This is a genomic window from Streptomyces sp. SCA2-17, from assembly GCF_044336695.1.
In genome coordinates, this window is sequence record NZ_CP117521.1 from 4037602 (window position 1) to 4054449 (window position 16848).

At 73.2% G+C, this 16848-nt stretch carries 11 protein-coding genes; 5 read left to right on the forward strand and 6 right to left on the reverse strand.

Translation table 11 applies throughout. The features are described from left to right. The first annotated feature begins 109 nt into the window (after positions 1-109). A complete protein-coding gene (locus tag PS271_RS18305) occupies positions 110-1633 on the forward strand; it encodes an AI-2E family transporter (protein WP_398383019.1) in 1524 nt (507 codons plus the stop codon). Between the two features lie 63 nt (positions 1634-1696). Here PS271_RS18305 and PS271_RS18310 read toward each other — a convergent pair whose 3' ends face one another. Next, positions 1697-2236, reverse strand: a complete 540-nt coding sequence (locus PS271_RS18310) for an alkyl hydroperoxide reductase (RefSeq protein WP_120753499.1) — start codon at positions 2234-2236, stop codon at positions 1697-1699. Positions 2237-2247: 11 nt separating this feature from the next. Continuing rightward, complete coding sequence (locus tag PS271_RS18315; protein WP_120753500.1) at positions 2248-2802, reverse strand: peroxiredoxin; 555 nt, start codon at positions 2800-2802, stop codon at positions 2248-2250. Positions 2803-2967: 165 nt separating this feature from the next. Between PS271_RS18315 and PS271_RS18320 the strand changes: the two genes are divergently transcribed. Continuing rightward, the gene (locus PS271_RS18320) at positions 2968-3918 is read left to right on the forward strand and encodes a hydrogen peroxide-inducible genes activator (protein ID WP_398383021.1); all 951 of its coding nucleotides are present in this window, start codon (positions 2968-2970) and stop codon (positions 3916-3918) included. A gap of 33 nt (positions 3919-3951) precedes the next feature. Here the strand turns inward: PS271_RS18320 and PS271_RS18325 are convergent, their stop codons facing one another. The 3 genes from PS271_RS18325 to PS271_RS18335 all read right to left on the reverse strand — a co-directional run bounded on the left by PS271_RS18325 (position 3952) and on the right by PS271_RS18335 (position 7615). Then, positions 3952-6270: an ABC transporter permease gene (locus PS271_RS18325; RefSeq protein WP_398386923.1), complete on the reverse strand. Its 2319-nt coding sequence runs from the start codon at positions 6268-6270 to the stop codon at positions 3952-3954. 113 nt (positions 6271-6383) lie between these two features. Further along, positions 6384-7094, reverse strand: a complete 711-nt coding sequence (locus tag PS271_RS18330) for an ABC transporter ATP-binding protein (RefSeq protein ID WP_398383022.1) — start codon at positions 7092-7094, stop codon at positions 6384-6386. Further along, entirely contained in the window at positions 7091-7615 is a 525-nt protein-coding gene (locus tag PS271_RS18335; RefSeq protein WP_120753503.1) for a PadR family transcriptional regulator, read from the reverse strand. The genes PS271_RS18330 and PS271_RS18335 overlap by 4 nt, the downstream gene beginning before the upstream one ends. 328 nt (positions 7616-7943) lie before the next feature. Between PS271_RS18335 and PS271_RS18340 the strand changes: the two genes are divergently transcribed. From PS271_RS18340 to PS271_RS18350, 3 genes are all read left to right on the forward strand, one after another. Further along, positions 7944-10202: a transglycosylase domain-containing protein gene (locus tag PS271_RS18340; RefSeq protein WP_398383024.1), complete on the forward strand. Its 2259-nt coding sequence runs from the start codon at positions 7944-7946 to the stop codon at positions 10200-10202. 100 nt (positions 10203-10302) lie between these two features. Further along, the gene (locus tag PS271_RS18345) at positions 10303-13026 is read left to right on the forward strand and encodes a protein kinase domain-containing protein (protein WP_398383026.1); all 2724 of its coding nucleotides are present in this window, start codon (positions 10303-10305) and stop codon (positions 13024-13026) included. An 8-nt stretch (positions 13027-13034) separates the two neighbouring features. Beyond that, complete coding sequence (locus tag PS271_RS18350) at positions 13035-15311, forward strand: protein kinase domain-containing protein (protein ID WP_398383027.1); 2277 nt, start codon at positions 13035-13037, stop codon at positions 15309-15311. Positions 15312-15338: 27 nt separating this feature from the next. On the opposite strand, the gene PS271_RS18355 is transcribed toward PS271_RS18350, so the two are convergent. Beyond that, the gene (locus tag PS271_RS18355; protein WP_398383029.1) at positions 15339-16802 is read right to left on the reverse strand and encodes a catalase; all 1464 of its coding nucleotides are present in this window, start codon (positions 16800-16802) and stop codon (positions 15339-15341) included. Positions 16803-16848 lie beyond the last annotated feature (46 nt).

The window sequence follows — 16848 nt, forward strand, 5'->3', positions numbered from 1 at the left end:
CGGTCTTCACCAGACCGGGGGCTCGTCCCGTCTTTCCCCGTCCTTCCCGGCGACGCGGCACGGGTAACGTTCACCCTGGCCACGGGGGAGTGGGGGTAGAGGAAGAGAAATGTCCAGATTGCCACGATGGGTCGGCGGTGTGGGGGCGGGTCTGACCCGCCTCGCCCGGCGGCTCGAGGAGCGCTCGGCCGAGGCGGAGGGTGTGCCGGAAGGCGCCGCCGCCGGTGCCGGCGGTGCCCCCGAGCCGCTCGGAGCCGCCGATCCCGTACGAACCTCCTTGCCGATACGTTCCGGCAGCGCGGGCCCGTCCGAGGGTGCAGGCCCCTCCGGCGGCGCGGGCAGCCCCGGTGGTGCCGATCGTCCCGGTCACGCCGGCAGCCCCGGCGTCGGCATGCCCGGCCGGCCGGGCGAGCCGCAGGCCGCCGGTGCGGCATCCGCCGGCAGCCATGTCCTCGGCGCCACGCCCGCCGCAGGCGACCACGTACCGCCGCCTCCCGGCTACGCCCCCGCCGTCCCCGCCCGTCCCGACCCCGTCGCCGCCGTCCCCTGGGGCGTGCGGGTCGCGGCCGAGGTCGGCTGGCGGCTGCTGATCCTGGCCGGCACCCTCTGGGTGCTGATGCGGGTGATCAGCGCCGTCCGCCTGGTGGTGCTGTCCTTCGTCGTCGGCCTGCTGATCACCGCGCTGCTCCAGCCCACGGTCGCCTGGCTGAAGAGACGTGGCGTGCCGCGGGGGCTCGCCACGGCCATGACCTTCATCTCCGGCTTCGTCGTCATGGGCCTGGTCGGCTGGTTCGTGGTGTGGCAGGTGACGGACAACCTCGACGACCTGTCCGGGCAGGTGCAGCAGGGCATCAAGGACCTGAAGCACTGGCTGCTGACCAGCCCGTTCCACGTCACCGAGACGCAGATCAACAACATCGCCGACAACCTCAGCACGGCCATCGGCGCCAACACCAAGGACATCACCTCCGCCGGCATAGAGGGCGTCCAGGTGATCTTGGAGGTGCTGACCGGCATCCTGCTGGCGATGTTCAGCACGCTCTTCCTGCTCTACGACGGGCCGCGGATCTGGGGATGGCTGCTGAAGCTGTTCCCGGCGGCGGCGCGCGAGGGCGTGGCGGGCGCGGGCCCGCGGGCGTGGGCGACGCTGACGGCCTACGTGCGCGGCACGGTGATAGTGGCCCTGATCGACGCGATCTTCATCGGCATCGGCCTGTTCTTCCTCAAGGTGCCGCTCGCGGTGCCGCTGGCCGTCTTCATCTTCCTGTTCGCCTTCGTGCCGCTGGTCGGCGCCGTGGTCTCCGGCGCGCTCGCGGTGGTGGTGGCGCTGGTGACGAAGGACGTGTTCACGGCCCTGATGGTGCTGATCGTGGTGCTCGCGGTGCAGCAGATCGAGGGCCACATCCTCCAGCCGTTCATCCTCGGCCGTGCCGTGCGCGTCCACCCGCTCGCGGTGGTCCTGTCGGTGGTCGCGGGCTCGCTGGTGGCGGGCATCGGCGGCGCGGTGGTCGCCGTCCCGCTGGTCGCCGTCACCAATACGGTCGTCGGATATCTCCGCGCGTACACCAGGGACAAGGCCCTGGCCGCGGCGCCGCCGGACGGGCCGCCGCCCCCGGCGGAGCCGGCCGGCTGAGCACAGACGAGTGGGCCCCGGACGTCGGTGACGTCCGGGGCCCACTCACGTGCGAGGTGCGGGTCAGGCGTTGTCCGCCAGGACCTGCTCGGCGTCCAGGGTGGCGCCGGCGGCCTGCAGGACCGCGGCGATCTTGAACGCCTCCTGGATCGTCTCGCGCGAGACGCCCGCCTTGCGGAGGACCTGCTCGTGCGAGTCGAGGCACAGGCCGCAGCCGTTGATGGCCGAGACGGCCAGCGACCACAGCTCGAAGTCGACCTTGTCCACGCCCGGGTTGCCGATGACGTTCATCCGCAGGCCCGCGCGCAGGTTGCCGTACTCCGGGTCCGACAGCAGGTGCCGGGTGCGGTAGTAGACGTTGTTCATCGCCATGATGGCGGCGGCGGCCTTGGCGGCCGTGTACGCCTCGGGCGACAGGTTGGCCTTGGCCACCGGCTCCAGCTCGCGCAGCACGATCGGCGAGCGGGTCGCGATCGCGCAGGAGAGGACGGTGCCCCACAGCTGCTGCTGCGGGAGGTCGGAGTTGCCGATGACCGAGCCGAGGTTCAGCTTCAGGTCCTTGGCGTAGTCCGGTATGGCGGACTTCAGCTCATCGAGCGCCATGGGAGATCAGCTCACTCGCCGGAGAGGAGCTTGACCGCGTCGAGCGTCTCCTCGCCCTTGGACCAGTTGCAGGGGCACAGCTCGTCCGTCTGCAGGGCGTCGAGGACCCGGAGGACCTCCTTGGGGTTACGGCCGACGGAACCGGCGGTCACCATGACGAACTGGATCTCGTTGTTCGGGTCCACGATGAAGACGGCGCGCTGGGCGTAGCCGTCCTCGCCCTCGACGCCGCAGGCCTGCATGAGCTCGTGCTTGGCGTCGGCCAGCATCGGGAAGGGCAGGTCGCGCAGGTCCTTGTGGTCCTTGCGCCAGGCGTGGTGGACGAACTCGGAGTCGCCGGAGACGCCGAGGATCTGGGCGTCACGGTCGGCGAACTCGTCGTTCAGCTGGCCGAACGCGGCGATCTCGGTCGGGCAGACGAAGGTGAAGTCCTTGGGCCAGAAGAAGACGACCTTCCACTTGCCCTCGTGGGTCTTGTTGTCGATCTGCGCGAAAGCCTTGTCCGCGTCGAGGTCCACACAAGCGGTCAGGTCGAACTCGGGGAACTTGTCACCAACAGTGAGCACGCGCTCTCCTTGCAGCGAGCAGGAAGCTCCGTGACAGGAGTTTCCTTCGGGGTTGGACATGAGCCACCCTGCCACAGGGAGCATTGATAACGGAAATAGCTAGACTGGGTGATGTTGATCGGAGGTGCTTATCAAATGTCATCCGCACCGGCAGTCGCTGCTGCCATGAGCCCTGGGGGCGGCCGTCCCCGCCAGCCCAGCCTCGCCCAGCTCCGGGCCTTCGCCGCCGTCGCCGAACACCTGCACTTCCGCGACGCCGCCACGGCCCTCGGGATGAGCCAGCCCGCGCTCTCCGGGGCCGTCTCCGCCCTGGAGGAGGTCCTCGACGTCCAGCTCGTCGAGCGTACGACGAGAAAGGTGCTGCTCAGTCCCGCGGGGGAGCGGCTCGCCGCCCGCGCCCGCACCGTCCTCGACGCCGTCGCCGCGCTCATGGAGGAGGCCGACGCGGCCCGCGCGCCCTTCACCGGCGTCCTGCGCCTGGGCGTGATCCCGACCGTCGCGCCGTACCTCCTGCCGACCGTCCTGCGCCTGGTCCACGACGCCTACCCGGACCTCGACCTCCAGGTCCACGAGGAGCAGACGTCCTCGCTGCTCGACGGGCTCACCCAGGGCCGGCTCGACCTGCTGCTGCTCGCCGTCCCGCTCGGTGTGCCCGGCATCACCGAACTGCCCCTCTTCGACGAGGACTTCGTGCTCGTCATGCCCCGCGACCACTGGCTGGCCGGGCGGGGCGACATCCCGCGCGAGGCGCTGCGCGAGCTCGACCTGCTCCTCCTCGACGAGGGCCACTGCCTGCGCGACCAGGCCCTGGACATCTGCCGCGAAGTCGGCCGCACGTCCGGCGCGCCGGGCACGACCAGCGCGGCCGGGCTCTCCACGCTCGTCCAGCTCGTCGGCGGCGGCATGGGCGTCACCCTGCTGCCGCGCACGGCCCTGCGCGTCGAGACCGAGCGCAACGCCCAGCTCGCCACCGGGTCGTTCGCGGATCCGGTGCCCTCGCGCAGGATCGCCCTGGCGATGCGGACGGGCGCCGCGCGGCAGGGGGAGTTCGGGCAGTTCGCGGCGGCGCTGCGCAAGGAGCTGCGGAAGCTGCCGGTGCGGATCGCGGCGGCCTGAGCGGGCGGGGGGCCGCGGGCGGCCCTCCGAGTGCTACTCCGTCCGCAGCCCCTCCGGCCGTGTCAGCCGCCACAGCGCGGGCAGGCACGCCACGGTGACCAGGACGATCATCCCCGCCCCCGCGCAGACCAGGGGGACGAACGCGAACCAGTCCCGTACCCCCTCGTGCACCAGGGCGAGCAGCAGCCGCCCCAGGCCGAGCCCGGCCCCGACGGCCAGCGCCATCCCCAGCACTACGGGGACCGCGGTCTGCCACAGCACCGACCAGCCGAGCGTCGCGCGGCTCGTTCCGCAGGCGACGAGCACGGACAAGGCGCGCCTGCGCTCGCGCAGTTGCTCCAGCGTGCCGACGAGCATGCTCAGCGCGATCAACGCGAGCACGCAGACGGCGCCGGTCGTCAGTCCCTCCTCGACGGCCGCCAGGTGGTTCTCCTTCACCACGCCGCCCAGGCGCCACACCCGCATGCCCGGGTCGATGGCCGCGGCGGTGTTGCGGAACCGCTCGACGGCGTCGTCGCGGTCGCCGGGGTCCACCCGGGCCAGCACGGTCGTCCTGGCGTCCGGGATCGCCCGCGCGTCGATGGCCGAGGGGGTGGCGAGGATGCCGTGCTGGTGGTCGCCGGTCGGCCCGGGGAGGGTCTCCACGACCCGCGCGGAGGCCGGAACCGTCCACCGGTAGGCGGGGGTTCCCCGCTCCTTCGACCGCTCGAAGCCGTCCATCTCCAGCGCGGTGCCCGGCGGGAAGCGGTGGGCGGTGTCGACGTCGCCGTCCTTCTCCGCGGCCACGAAGACGTCGCCGTCGCGGCAGGAGCCGATCCTGGCCAGCGTGCGCAGGACGGCGCAGTCGGCGACGTGCACCGTGGTGACGTCGTGCTCCTTGCCGGGGACGGTCGCGTACTGCTCCACGAACGCGACGGCGTCCTGCACGCCGGGTGTCGCCCGGAACGCCTTCGTGTACGCGCTGATCTCCTCGGGCGTGCCCGGGCGGTACGAGGCCTGCAGCTGGGACCAGCTCGCGACGCTGCCGCCGGGCCTGTCGCTGCCGCTCTGCATGCCGGACAGCATCATCTGGACGGCGATCGCCCCCGCCACCGCGACGGTGATGCCGCTGACCGCCCGCGCGGCCGGCCCGCTGCCGGCCTGGAGCCGCCGCGTCGCCAGCTGCCAGGGCAGCGGCCCGCCGCGGAGCCGGGCGACGCACGCCTCCACCAGCCACGGCAGGACGGCGGCGACGCCGATCAGCAGGAGCGCCGCGCCCGCGGCGACCATGGCGGTTTCCACCGGCCCGTAGTAGGGGCTCCAGGCGGCCGTCACCGTGCTCGGGACCAGCAGCGCCAGGCCCGCGGCGGGGATCAGCAGCCGCCACCAGAGCCTGCGCCGCCGGGCGGGCGCGCCGCGGACGACGCCGAGCGGCTCGATGGCGACGCGGCGCAGCGCGGACAGGGTCACCACGACGGTCAGTACGGGCACGGCGACGGCGATCAGCGCGGCCTGGACGGGAGACGGGGTGACGTCCGACGCGAAGAGGGTGACGTCGCGGATGGTGAGGTGCGGGGCGAACCCGCGGGCGAAGAGGAAGATCCCGGTGCCGACGAGCAGGCCGAGCAGCGCTCCGCACAGGGCCTCGCCCGCCGCGATCCGCCGGGTCGTGGCGCCGTCGGCGCCGACCAGCCGCAGGGCCGCCAGCCGCCGGTCCCGGCCCTCGCCGCCGAACCGGACGGCGGCCGAGATGAAGACGCCGGCCGGCAGCATGAGGATCACGCACCCGAGGACGACCAGGATGACGACCCCGCCGTCCGTGGGCGGGCCGGATTCCCCGTCGCCGAAGCGGTCGATGCGCACGGCGCCGTCGCCCGGTGCGAGCTTGTCGTCGCCCGCGTAGAAGAAGAGTTCGCTGGGGCCGATGAGGCCCGCGGGCGCGATGGTGCCCGCGGTCCGGTAGGGGAGCCGCTCGCGCAGGAGCTTCCCCGCGTCGGAGTCCAGGAGCCTGCCGAGGGCGGGGGAGACGGCCATCTCGCCCGGCCGGGGCGGGGCCGTCACGCCGGGCGGCAGTGGGGCGCCGGGGCCCTCGGGATGCAGCAGCGCGCCGCCGACCTTGTGGTTGCGGAACTCGGTGCTCGCGTCGCGGTACACCAGGGTGCTGCTGCTCTTCCGCAGCTCGTGGCCCGCCTGTTCGAACTCCAGGGGCGTGCTCACCTGGCGGGCCGTCGTGCGCCGCTCGCGCTCGTCCAGCAGGTGCGGCACGGACGCCGCGATCGCCAGGACGGCCACGCCGAGGCCGACCGCCAGCGCGGTGAGCGCCGCGCGCAGCAGCCCCTCGCGGCCGCCGGCGACCGTGAAGCGCGCGCCCATGCGCAGGTCGCGGAGCCAGGCCGCGGCGCCGGTGGGCCCGGTGGGCCGGTCGGCGGGGCCGTGGCCGGGGCGCGGAGGCGCGCCCTCGTGCCCGGACCCGTTCTCGTGTGCGTTCACGACATCCCCACTCCCGCCATGTCGCGCGCCCGCCCGTCCCGTACGACGACCTCGCGGTCCGAGTACGCGGCGACGCGCGCCTCGTGGGTGACCAGGACGACCGCGGCGCGGGTGTCGCGCGCGGCCGCGGTCAGCAGCCGCATGACGCGCTCGCCGTTGAGGGAGTCCAGGGCACCGGTCGGCTCGTCCGCGAAGATCACGCGCGGGGTGGTCACGAGGGCGCGGGCCACGGCGACGCGCTGGCTCTGGCCGCCGGATATCTCCCCGGGCCGCTTGCCGCGGGCGTCGGCGACCTCCAGCTGCTCCAGCCGGTGCACCGCCCGCGCCTCGGCCTCCTTGCGCCGGACGCCGTTCAGCCGGAGCGGCAGCGCCACGTTCTCCAGGCAGGTCAGCTCCGGCACCAGCCGGCCGAACTGGAAGACGAAGCCGAATTCGGTGCGCCGCAGAGCGCTGCGCTCGGCGTCGGAGAGGGCGGACAAGTCGCGCGCCCCGTAGCGGACCCTGCCGGCGTCGGGGCGAACGATTCCGGCCAGGCAGTGCAGCAGGGTCGACTTGCCGGAGCCCGACGGGCCCATGACGGCGACGACCTCGCCCGGGTGGACGGAGAAGTCCGCGCCGGCCAGCGCGGTCGTCGGGCCGTACGCCTTGTGCAGCCCGGACGCGGCGAGCAGGGAGCCGGACGGGGGCGCGGGGGAGGAGGCGGTCACGGGCGCACCGCCGCGGCCAGCTGGTCGAGGCGGGCAGCGGTGATTTCCAGCCACCGCAGGTCCGCTTCCAGATGGAAGAGGGCGTGGTCGCAGATCAGCTGGTCCGCGAGGTCGCCGCTCACCTTGCGCCGGGTGAGCTCGCGCATCAGCCGCAGGTGCTCGGCGCGCTGGGCGTCCAGGAGGGAGTCCGCGTCGCGCCCGGTCAGCAGGGCCACGACGACCTTGGTGTAGAGGACGGACTGCAGATACGGCTCGGGCTTCTCGGGCTCGGCGAGCCAGCGCCCCACGTCCGTGATGCCGGCGTCGGTGATGGCGTAGCGCTTGCGTTCGGGACCGTCGCCGTGCTCGATCCCGTCCACCTCCACCAGGCCGTTCTTCAGGAGGCGCGACATGGTCGCGTACACCTGGCCGTAGTGGAGCGGCCGGTCGTGGCCGAAGCGGGCGTCGAAGGCGCGCTTGAGGTCGTAGCCGTGGCGCGGGCCGGACTCCAGGAGCGCGAGCAGGGTGTGACCGATGGACATGAGCGGGACTGTACACCGTGTGTATACACCGCATGTATACGTGCCATGAGTAGCTGGCTTGATTTCGCCTATCGCTGGCGGAGTGGCCGACGGGACGGCCCGTCCTGATCTCCGTACGCACCGGCCGACCGCGTACAGAACGCCCGCTGGTGAAGGTTCATGATCGAAGCCCTGTACGGTTTCCCGCGCTGAGCCGCGCCCGGTTCCCGCCAGCCGGGGTGCTGTATGTCACGTGCCCCAAAGCCTTGATCAATGGGCGTTTGGTGACAGTTGCGGTGTTAGCTTCATGAGCTGGGTTGGGGGCGGAAAGACTGGAGCTACGGGAGAGATGGGCCGAGCGGAAGCGCGACGGGCGCAGAAAAGCACCCGCACAGCAAAGGGCAAGAAAGCCAAGAAGACCGGCATACGCCGCTTCTTCACCTGGAAGAAGCTGCTCGCCTACTTCGTGGCGCTCATCGCCCTCGGGGCGGGAGCCTGCGTGGCGCTCTACCTCTACGTGGACATCCCCAAGGGCAACAGCCAGGCCAAGCTGCAGAGCAACATCTTCAAGGACGCCGACGGCAAGATCATCGCGCGCAGCGGTGACGTGAACCGGCAGGAAGTCCCGCTCTCCAAGATCCCGGTGGACGTCCAGCACGCCGTCGTCGCCGCCGAGAACAAGAACTTCTACACCGACCCCGGCGTCGACGTCCTGGGCACCGCCCGAGGCGTCCTCAACACCGTCATGGGCCGCGGCAAGCAGGGTGGTTCGACCATCACCCAGCAGTACGTGAAGAACTACTACCTGGACCAGCGCCAGACCGTCACCCGCAAGGTGAAGGAACTGGTCATCTCCCTCAAGGTGCAGAAGGAGACGTCCAAGGACGAGATCCTCGCGGGCTACCTGAACACCAGCTTCTACGGCCGCGGCGCCTACGGCATCCAGGCCGCCTCCCGCGCGTACTACAACAAGGACGTCGACAAGCTCACCCTGGAGGAGGGCGCCTACCTCGCCGCGCTGCTCCAGGCCCCCAGCCAGTACGACTGGTCGGTGGCCACCCCGGCGGGCAAGGAGAACGCCAAGGCCCGCTGGAACTACGTCCTGGACAAGATGGTCGAGCAGAAGTGGCTCGACAAGGGCAAGCGCGCCGGGATGCAGTTCAAGGAGCCCGGCAAGCCGCCGGCCGCCAAGGGCCTCACCGGTCAGAACGGCTATCTGATCGAGGCCGCCAAGGCCGAGATGCGCAAGAAGCTGGTCAAGGACGGCCGCCCCGAGAGCGACCTCGACGCCGGCGGCTGGACGATCACCCTCAGCGTCGACAACAAGAAGCAGAAGGCCCTGGAGAAGGCCGTCAAGGACAAGCTCCTCGACGACCTCGACCCCAAGGCCCGCGCGGTCGACAAGAACGTCCAGGTCGGCGCCGCGTCCGTCGACCCGAAGACCGGCAAGGTCGTCGCCCTCTACGGCGGCACCGACGCCCTCCAGCACTGGACCAACAACGCCACCCGCGAGGACTACCAGGTCGCCTCGACCTTCAAGCCGCTGATCTTCGCGTCGGCGCTGGAGAACAAGTCGACCACCCAGAACAAGGTGCGCATCAACGCGGGCACCCTCTACGACTCGACCTCCGAGCGCGCGGTCACCGGCACCGACGAGCACTTCGCGCCGGAGAACGAGGACGGCTACTCGCACGGCATGATCCCCGTGCAGAAGGCCATGAACGACTCGGTCAACTCCGTCTTCGCGCAGATGGCCATCGACGTCGGCCTGCCCGAGGTGAAGAAGACCGCCGTCGACATGGGCATGAACGGCAAGGTCAAGGACTTCGTGGAGAAGCCCGCCATGTCGCTCGGCTCCATGGGCAACAGCCCGCTGCACATGGCCGGCGTCTACGCGACCCTCGCCCACCACGGCAAGAAGGTCACGCCCTCGATCATCAAGTCGGCCTCCCAGAACGGCAAGGAGCTGACGCTCGACAACCCCATCGGCGGCGACGCGGTCTCGCGCAACACCGCCGACGGCGTCACCACCGTCCTCAAGGGCGTGGTCGACGACGGTACGGCCTCCGTCGTGCAGAGCGTCGGCCGCCAGGTCGCGGGCAAGACCGGTACCTCGGACGACAACAAGTCCGCCTGGTTCACCGGCTACACCCCCGACCTGGTCACCGCCATCGGCCTGTTCGGCGAGGGCGAGGGCGGCAAGCAGGTCACCCTCAAGGGCACCGGCGGCAACGGCCGCGTCAACGGTGGTACGTACCCGGCCAGGATCTGGGCCGCCTACACCGCCGACGCGCTCCAGGGCTCGGACGCCGAGGAGTTCGACCTCGACACCAACATGAGCACGACGGTCCCGGCCATCCCGGGCCCGCCCGCCTCGTCCACCCCCTCCGCGCCGCCGTCGCACAGCCCGTCGCCGTCGGCCTCCCGGCCCTCGCAGTCGCCGTCGTCCTCCTCCTCGCGGTCCCCGTCCCACGGTCCGTCGTCGCCGCCCCCGTCCTCGCGGCCCCCGGTCCCGCCGGTCACCCCGAGCAGCAAGCCGCCGAGCATCCCGCCCACCGGCGGCGGGGGCCTCGAGCCCAACGGCAACCGCGACCCCATCCACAACTGACCAACCGTCAACCGCAGGCCCCGGCCGCTCACCCTCTGTGTAGGGTGAGCGGCCGGGGTTTTTCGGTACCTCGGTACCAGAGCTGTGGGGGGACGCGAGCGTGGCCGTGCTGGAACCGTTGCGGGAGACGACGCCGCGGCGGATCGGACCCTACGAGCTCCTCGCCCGGCTCGGCTCGGGCGGCATGGGCGACGTCCACCTCGCGCGCGGCCCCGAGGGCACGGTCGCCCTCAAGACCGTCCGCGCCGACCTCGCCGGGGAGCCAGGCTTCCGCGCCCGGTTCCGGCGCGAGATCGCCGTCGCCCGGTCCGTGGACAGCCCCTACGTCGCCCGGCTGACCGGCGGCGACGCCGACGCCGACCCGCCCTGGCTGGCCACCGAGTACGTGCCCGGGCCCACGCTCGCCGAAGCCGTACGCCTCGCCGGTCCGCTCCCGGCCACGACCGTCCAGGCCCTCGGCGCCCACCTCGTACGGGCCCTCCACGCCGTCCACGCCGCGCCCGCGCTCCACCGCGACCTCAAGCCCGGCAACGTCCTGCTGGCCGCCGACGGGCCCCGGCTCATCGACTTCGGCGTCGCCCGCGCCCCCGACGCCACCACCCTGACCGGCACCGGGCTCATGGTCGGCACCCCCGCCTTCATGTCCCCCGAGCACGTCAGGGGCGGCCGGCACGTCGTCGCCGCCTCCGACGTCTTCTGCCTCGCCTCCGTGCTCTGCTACGCCGCGACCGGCGAGGACCCCTTCGGCGACGGGCCGCTCGCCGCGGTCCTCCACCGCGTCCTCCAGGCGAAGGCCGACCTGTCGTCCGTCCCGGACCCCCTCCGGGCCGTCCTCGCCGACTGCCTCCGCCCCGACCCCGCGGCCCGCCCCGGCACGGAAGCCCTGGCGGCCCGCCTCGGCCCCCCGACGGAGGGCGACTTCGCCTGGCCGGCGGCCGTCCGGGAACGGATCGCCCACGACGACGCGGCGGCGGCCGCGGCGGCGGGGGCCCCCGCCTTCCGCCGCGACGGGGGCCATCCCCTGGCGGGGTGGGCGGCGGCGCCGGGCGCTTCTTCCCGCCGCGATGGCGATCAGCCTCTGGCGGGGGACGCGGCGGTGCCGGGCGCTTCCTTCCGCCGCGACGGTGATCAGCCCCCGGCGGGGTATCCGGCGGTGCCGGGCCGCGCTGAGGTTCGTACGACACCGCCGGGCGTCGCCGCGGGGGTTGAGCGCCGTGGCGGCGGGGTGGGAGCGGCGGGTTCGGCTGGGCCGGGTAGTTCTTCCCGCCGCGACGGTGATCAGCCCCCGGTGGGGTATCCGGCGGTGCCGGACCGGCCTGAGGCGCGTACGGCACCGCCAGTCGCCGCGGTGGCCGGGCGCGGGCCCGGTTTCGGGCATGACCTGCCGACCATGGGCGCCCCGCAGGCCAAGGCGGGCCGGCCCGCCCGGGGCGTGGTCAAGCTCGGGATCGCCGGGGTCGCCGCGCTCGCCGTCGCCGGCGCGGTCGTCTTCGGGGTCTGGCAGGGCACCCGCTCCGGCGGCGGCGACGCCGACGGGAAGCCGGAGGCCGCCGCGTCCGGCAAGGCCCCGGCGGCCGGGCAGGACGGTGTCGACGAAGCGGGCGGCCCCGACAGGTCGGGCACGCTCCCGGCCCCGGACGCCGCCGCCCGCCCCGCCGGCTGGCACGCGTGGTCCGGCCGCCTCTCCAAGGGCCCCCTCGGCTGCGCCGCCGACGCCACCGCCCTCGTCTGCCGGCTCGTGGACGGCTCCTACGAGGCCGTCGGCACCAAGGACGGCAAGCAACTGTGGCGGTACGACCCGGTCAAGAGGCCGGAGGAGACCGGGACCACAGCCATGATCAGCCCCACCGGCCTGATCATGATTCCCGGCGGCGGCCTGCCGCCCGCCGTCCGCGCCGGCACGGCCGTCGTCGCGGCCGGGGGCCGGATCCAGGCCCGGGACGCGGCCAGCGGCAAGGTCCGCTGGGAGAAGAGCCCCGAAGGCGAAGGGGCCTTCAAAGGCGAGCCCCTCGTTGTGGACGGCCGCGCCTTCGTCGGCGTCAACGTCTCCGGCCAGGGCTACGACCTGTACGCCTACGACCTCTCCGACGGCCGCGAACTGTGGCGCAAGCGCCTCGCCAGCGTGCAGCTCGCCCGCGCCTTCCAGCAGGACTTCGCACCGGTCGCGGCCAGGGACGGCATCGTCTACGCACGCTCCGAACGCGGCGTGAGCGCCTACGACGCCGCGACCGGCGCCGAGCGCGGGGAGAGCGAGCCCGTGGCGAACGGCTGCACGGAGCTGCTGCTCCAGGGCGGCTCGGTCCTGTGCGGCGAGCACGGCGGAGGCACGGGCGGCAGCCTGACGCTGCACCAGCTCGACGCCCGCAGCCTCGCCGCAGGCCAGGACGTACCCCTGGCGGACGCCACCGCCCGGCGCGACCTGCGCATCACGGCGGTGAACGACAAGGTGGTCGTGGGCGTGGACGACAAGGCCTCGCGCGTCGTCGTGGCCGACCGCACGGGCCGCACGCCCGAGCTGGCCCGCACGGCCCCGAAGACCGACGCCCCGTTCCCGCGGACCCTGGCGTCCCCGCCGCTGATCGTCGGCGACCGGCTGGTGTTCGCCACGAACAGCGCCCTGGTCCAGGCCCCGCTCGACGCCGGGCAGGGGCGAACGACCCCCGTCGAGGGCGCCCCCGGCGACCGCCCCGAGCCCGCCTACGACAAGAAGAACGGCGTCGACATCGCCAAGTCCGTCCGGCCGCCCGCCGCCCTGCCCATCGGCGGCGTCGTCCACATCGTCTACGACCAGGGCACCATCCGCTCGGTCGAGCTGCCGCACTAGGGGAACACGTGCCGCAACCACTCACCGGGCCGCCGCGCACGGCCGGCCCGTACCGCCTGCTGGGCACGCTGGGCGCGGGCGGCATGGGCGAGGTCTACCTCGCGCGCCGCATGGACGGCGCCGCCGGCACCGGGCTCGTCGCCGTCAAGACGGTCCGTCAGGACCTCGACCTGACAGCGGAGTTCCGGACCCGCTTCCGCCGGGAGATCGACGCCGCGCGCGCCGTCCGCAGCCCGTACGCGGCCGCTCTCGTGGACGGCGACGCCGGCGCCGCCCTGCCCTGGCTCGCGACCGAGTACGTCGCGGGCCCCTCGCTGGCCGAGGCCGTCGCCCGGACGGGCCCGCTGCCCGCCGGCGCCGTCCGCGCCCTGGGCGCCGGCCTCGCCCGGGCGCTGGCCGACGTGCACGCCGCCCGCGTCCTGCACCGCGACCTCAAGCCGGGCAACGTCCTGCTCGCCGCGGACGGCCCCCGGCTCATCGACTTCGGCATCGCCCAGGCCTTCGACGCCACCGCCCTGACCACCGCCGGGCTCGTCGTCGGCACGCCTGGTTTCATGGCGCCCGAACACCTCGAAGGCAGCCGCGCCGTCGTCGCCGCGACCGACGTCTTCTGCCTCGGCGCCGTGCTGTGCTTCGCCGCGACCGGCCGCGGCCCGTTCGAGGACCAGGAGCTCGCCGCCGTCGTCTACCGCATCTCGCGCGCCGAGGCCGACCCGGCCACGCTCGCGGCCCTCCCCGCCGGCCTGCGCGAGACCGTCACCGCCTGCCTCGCCCTCGACCCCGCCGACCGCCCCACGCCGCAGCAACTCGCGGAGCAACTGTCCGGCCCGCCCTGCGCCTGGCCGGACGCCGTACGGGCCCTGCTCGCCGAGCACGAGGCGGCGGCGGCCGCCGTCGTACGGGCCGAAGCGGGCACCGGGTCCCCGAGCGCCGGAGCCCCGCCCGCGGGCGCCGTACGCTCCGCACCGCGGCGGCCCGCGCATCCGCCGGTGGTCCCGCACGTTCCCACCCAGCTGGGGCACGCCCCCGCCATGCCCGTGCCCCCCGCCCCGCGGCGCTCGCGCCGCAAGGCCGTGCTCGCAGGCGTCGGCGCGTTCCTGGCCGCCGCCGCGGTCGGGGCGGCGGTGGCGCTCCCGCAGCTCACCGGAGGCGAGGACGCCTCCGGGGACGCCGCCGCGGCAGGCGCCGACGCGGCCGCCGCGGGGGCGAAGGCCGCGCGCGTGGTCCTGCCCTACGGCAACGCCGGGCACAGCAGGGAGTTCGGGGCCGCCGCCCGCGACCGGGCCGCCCGCCCGGCGGGCTGGTCGCCGTGGAACACCCGGCTGGACGAGGGCGCGACCGCCTGTGCCCTCAGCGGCCCCGCCCTGGTCTGCGGCACCGCCGCCGGCGGCGCCACGGGACTGGACGCCGCAACGGGCAAGCGGCTGTGGAACATCACCGCCGAGGGCGGGGCGAAGGCCGGGATGCCCGCCCCCGCCGTCGCCGGCGGCACCGCGTACGTCCCGCAGGGCCGCGGCATCACCGCCGTCGACTCCGCGGGCGGACAGCGGCGCTGGTCGCTCGCGGCACCGGCCGGCACCTTCCTCAGCGCGATGGAGCTGTCCGGCGGCGTCCTCTACGCCGTCTGGAGCGCGGACGGCGATGAGCCCGGCACCCGCATCACGGCCCACCGCGCCGACGCCGGCCACCAGCAGCTGTGGCAAACCGAGCAGAAGGGCGACCTCGGCGGCCTGCTCGTGCACGGCGACCGGCTCTACCTGTCGTCGACCACCACCACGTACGCCTTCGGCACCCGCGACGGCAAGGAGGCGGCCCGCCGCCCCGGCCTCATGTGCGCCATGCCCCTCGCGCACAAGGACGCCCTGCTCTGCGCCCTCAACGGCGACCTCGGGGTCAAGGTCCTCGACGCGCGCACCCTGGAGCCGCGTACGGTGCTGGCCCCCGGCACCCGCGTCACCGCGCCCCCCGCGGTCGGGGACCGCGGCGTGCTCGTCGTCCAGGGAGACCAGGAACTCGCCGGCTACGACGCCGCCTCCGGAGAGAAGCTGTGGGCCGACGACCTCAAGGACAGCCTGCCGGTGCTCGGCGGGGACCGCGCGCTGATCGCCACGAACGACGAGCTCTACGCCTACGGCACCGACCGGGGAGCGCGGCTGGGCCGGGGCAAGAGATACGACGGCCACAGCTGGTCCAAGTCCCAGCTGGCTCCGCAGACCCTGGCCGTGGGGCAGGCGGTCTTCCTCGCCTACCCCGACGGCACCGTCCTCTCCGGCTACGCCCCTTAACCCGCGGCCGGCCCGCGGCCGGGCCGGTCAGCCGCCGTTGACCTTGGTGGCGATGCGGTCGCCCACTTCCTTGTCGATGTTGCGCCAGTACTGCACGGCGCGCTCCTGCACCGGCTTGCTCACGCCGTTGCTGACGTGGCCCGCCACGTTGGAGACGAGGCGGTCGCGGGCCGCGTCGTCGAGGACCTTGCGGACCATCGTGCCCGCCTGGCCCCAGTCGTCGTCCTCGCGGTGCAGCTTGTACGCCTCGCGGACCATCTCGCCCGCCGCGTACCAGCCGGCGATGTCGCCGAAGCGACCGGTGTCGGCCGCGGGGCCCCCGTAGGAGTTGGGGGCGTACGGGCGGGCGACGTTCGCCGGCTCGTAGCGCATCGGGCCGTCCTTCGCGTACGAATTGACGGTCGAGTGCGGGCGGTTCGGCGGGAGCTGCGCGTAGTTCGGGCCGATGCGGTAGCGGTGCGTGTCCGGGTAGGAGAAGAGCCGGCCCAGCAGCATCTTGTCAGGCGACGGGCCGATGCCCGGCACCAGGTTCGACGGCTCGAAGGCGGCCTGCTCGATGTGGACGAAGAAATCGTCGGGGTTGCGGTCGAGCGTCATCCGGCCGACCTCGATCAGCGGATAGTCGCCGTGCGGCCACACCTTCGTGAGGTCGAAGGGGTTGAAGCGGTAGTCCGGGGCGTCGTCGAAGGGCATCACCTGGACGTACATCGTCCACGACGGGGCGTTGCCGCCCCTGATCGAGTCGAAGAGGTCGCGCCGGTGGAAGTCGGCGTCCTCGGCCGCCATCCGGTCGGCCTCCGCCTGGGTGAAGAACTCGATGCCCTGGTCGGTCTTGATGTGGTACTTGACCCAGAACCGCTCGCCGCCGCCGTTGACCCACAGGTAGGTGTGCGAGCTGTAGCCGTTCATGTTCCGCCAGGTGCGCGGCACGCCGCGGTCGCCCATCAGCCACGTGACCATGTGGGCGGACTCCGGGGAGAGGGTCCAGAAGTCCCACTGCATGTCGTTGTCGCGCAGGCCGTTGTCGGGGCGGCGCTTCTGCGAGCGGATGAAGTCCTGGAACTTCTGCGGGTCGCGGACGAAGAAGACCGGGGTGTTGTTGCCGACCAGGTCGTAGTTGCCGTGCCGGGTGTAGAACTTCAGGGCGAAGCCGCGCGGGTCGCGCCACGTGTCGGGGCTGCCCTGCTCGCCGGCGACCGTGGAGAAGCGGGCCAGCATCTCCGTGCTGCGGCCCGGCTGGAAGAGATCCGCCTTGGTGAACTGGCTGACGTCGTTGGTCACGCGGAACGTGCCGTACGCGCCGCCGCCCTTGGCGTGGACCACCCGTTCGGGGACCCGCTCCCGGTTGAACTGGGCCATCTTCTCGATCAGGTAGTGATCCTGGAGCAGGATGGGGCCGGTGTCACCGATGGTGAGGGAGTGCTCGTCGCTCTCGACGGGGATGCCGACGTTGTTCGTGGTGTACGGGGTCTGCTGCGCCGAATCGGTCATGGGACGCCTCCCGGTACGGGGAATGGTGAGGGCGCACGGCGATGCC

What these genes read in the sequence shown, in the direction of transcription:
- PS271_RS18305 (WP_398383019.1), top strand. Translation starts at nt 110, where the DNA reads ATGTCCAGATTGCCACGATGGGTCGGCGGTGTGGGGGCGGGTCTGACC.
- PS271_RS18310 (WP_120753499.1), bottom strand. Translation starts at nt 2,236, where the DNA reads ATGGCGCTCGATGAGCTGAAGTCCGCCATACCGGACTACGCCAAGGAC.
- PS271_RS18320 (WP_398383021.1), top strand. Translation starts at nt 2,968, where the DNA reads ATGAGCCCTGGGGGCGGCCGTCCCCGCCAGCCCAGCCTCGCCCAGCTC.
- PS271_RS18325 (WP_398386923.1), bottom strand. Translation starts at nt 6,270, where the DNA reads ATGGGCGCGCGCTTCACGGTCGCCGGCGGCCGCGAGGGGCTGCTGCGC.
- PS271_RS18335 (WP_120753503.1), bottom strand. Translation starts at nt 7,615, where the DNA reads ATGTCCATCGGTCACACCCTGCTCGCGCTCCTGGAGTCCGGCCCGCGC.
- PS271_RS18340 (WP_398383024.1), top strand. Translation starts at nt 7,944, where the DNA reads ATGGGCCGAGCGGAAGCGCGACGGGCGCAGAAAAGCACCCGCACAGCA.
- PS271_RS18355 (WP_398383029.1), bottom strand. Translation starts at nt 16,802, where the DNA reads ATGACCGATTCGGCGCAGCAGACCCCGTACACCACGAACAACGTCGGC.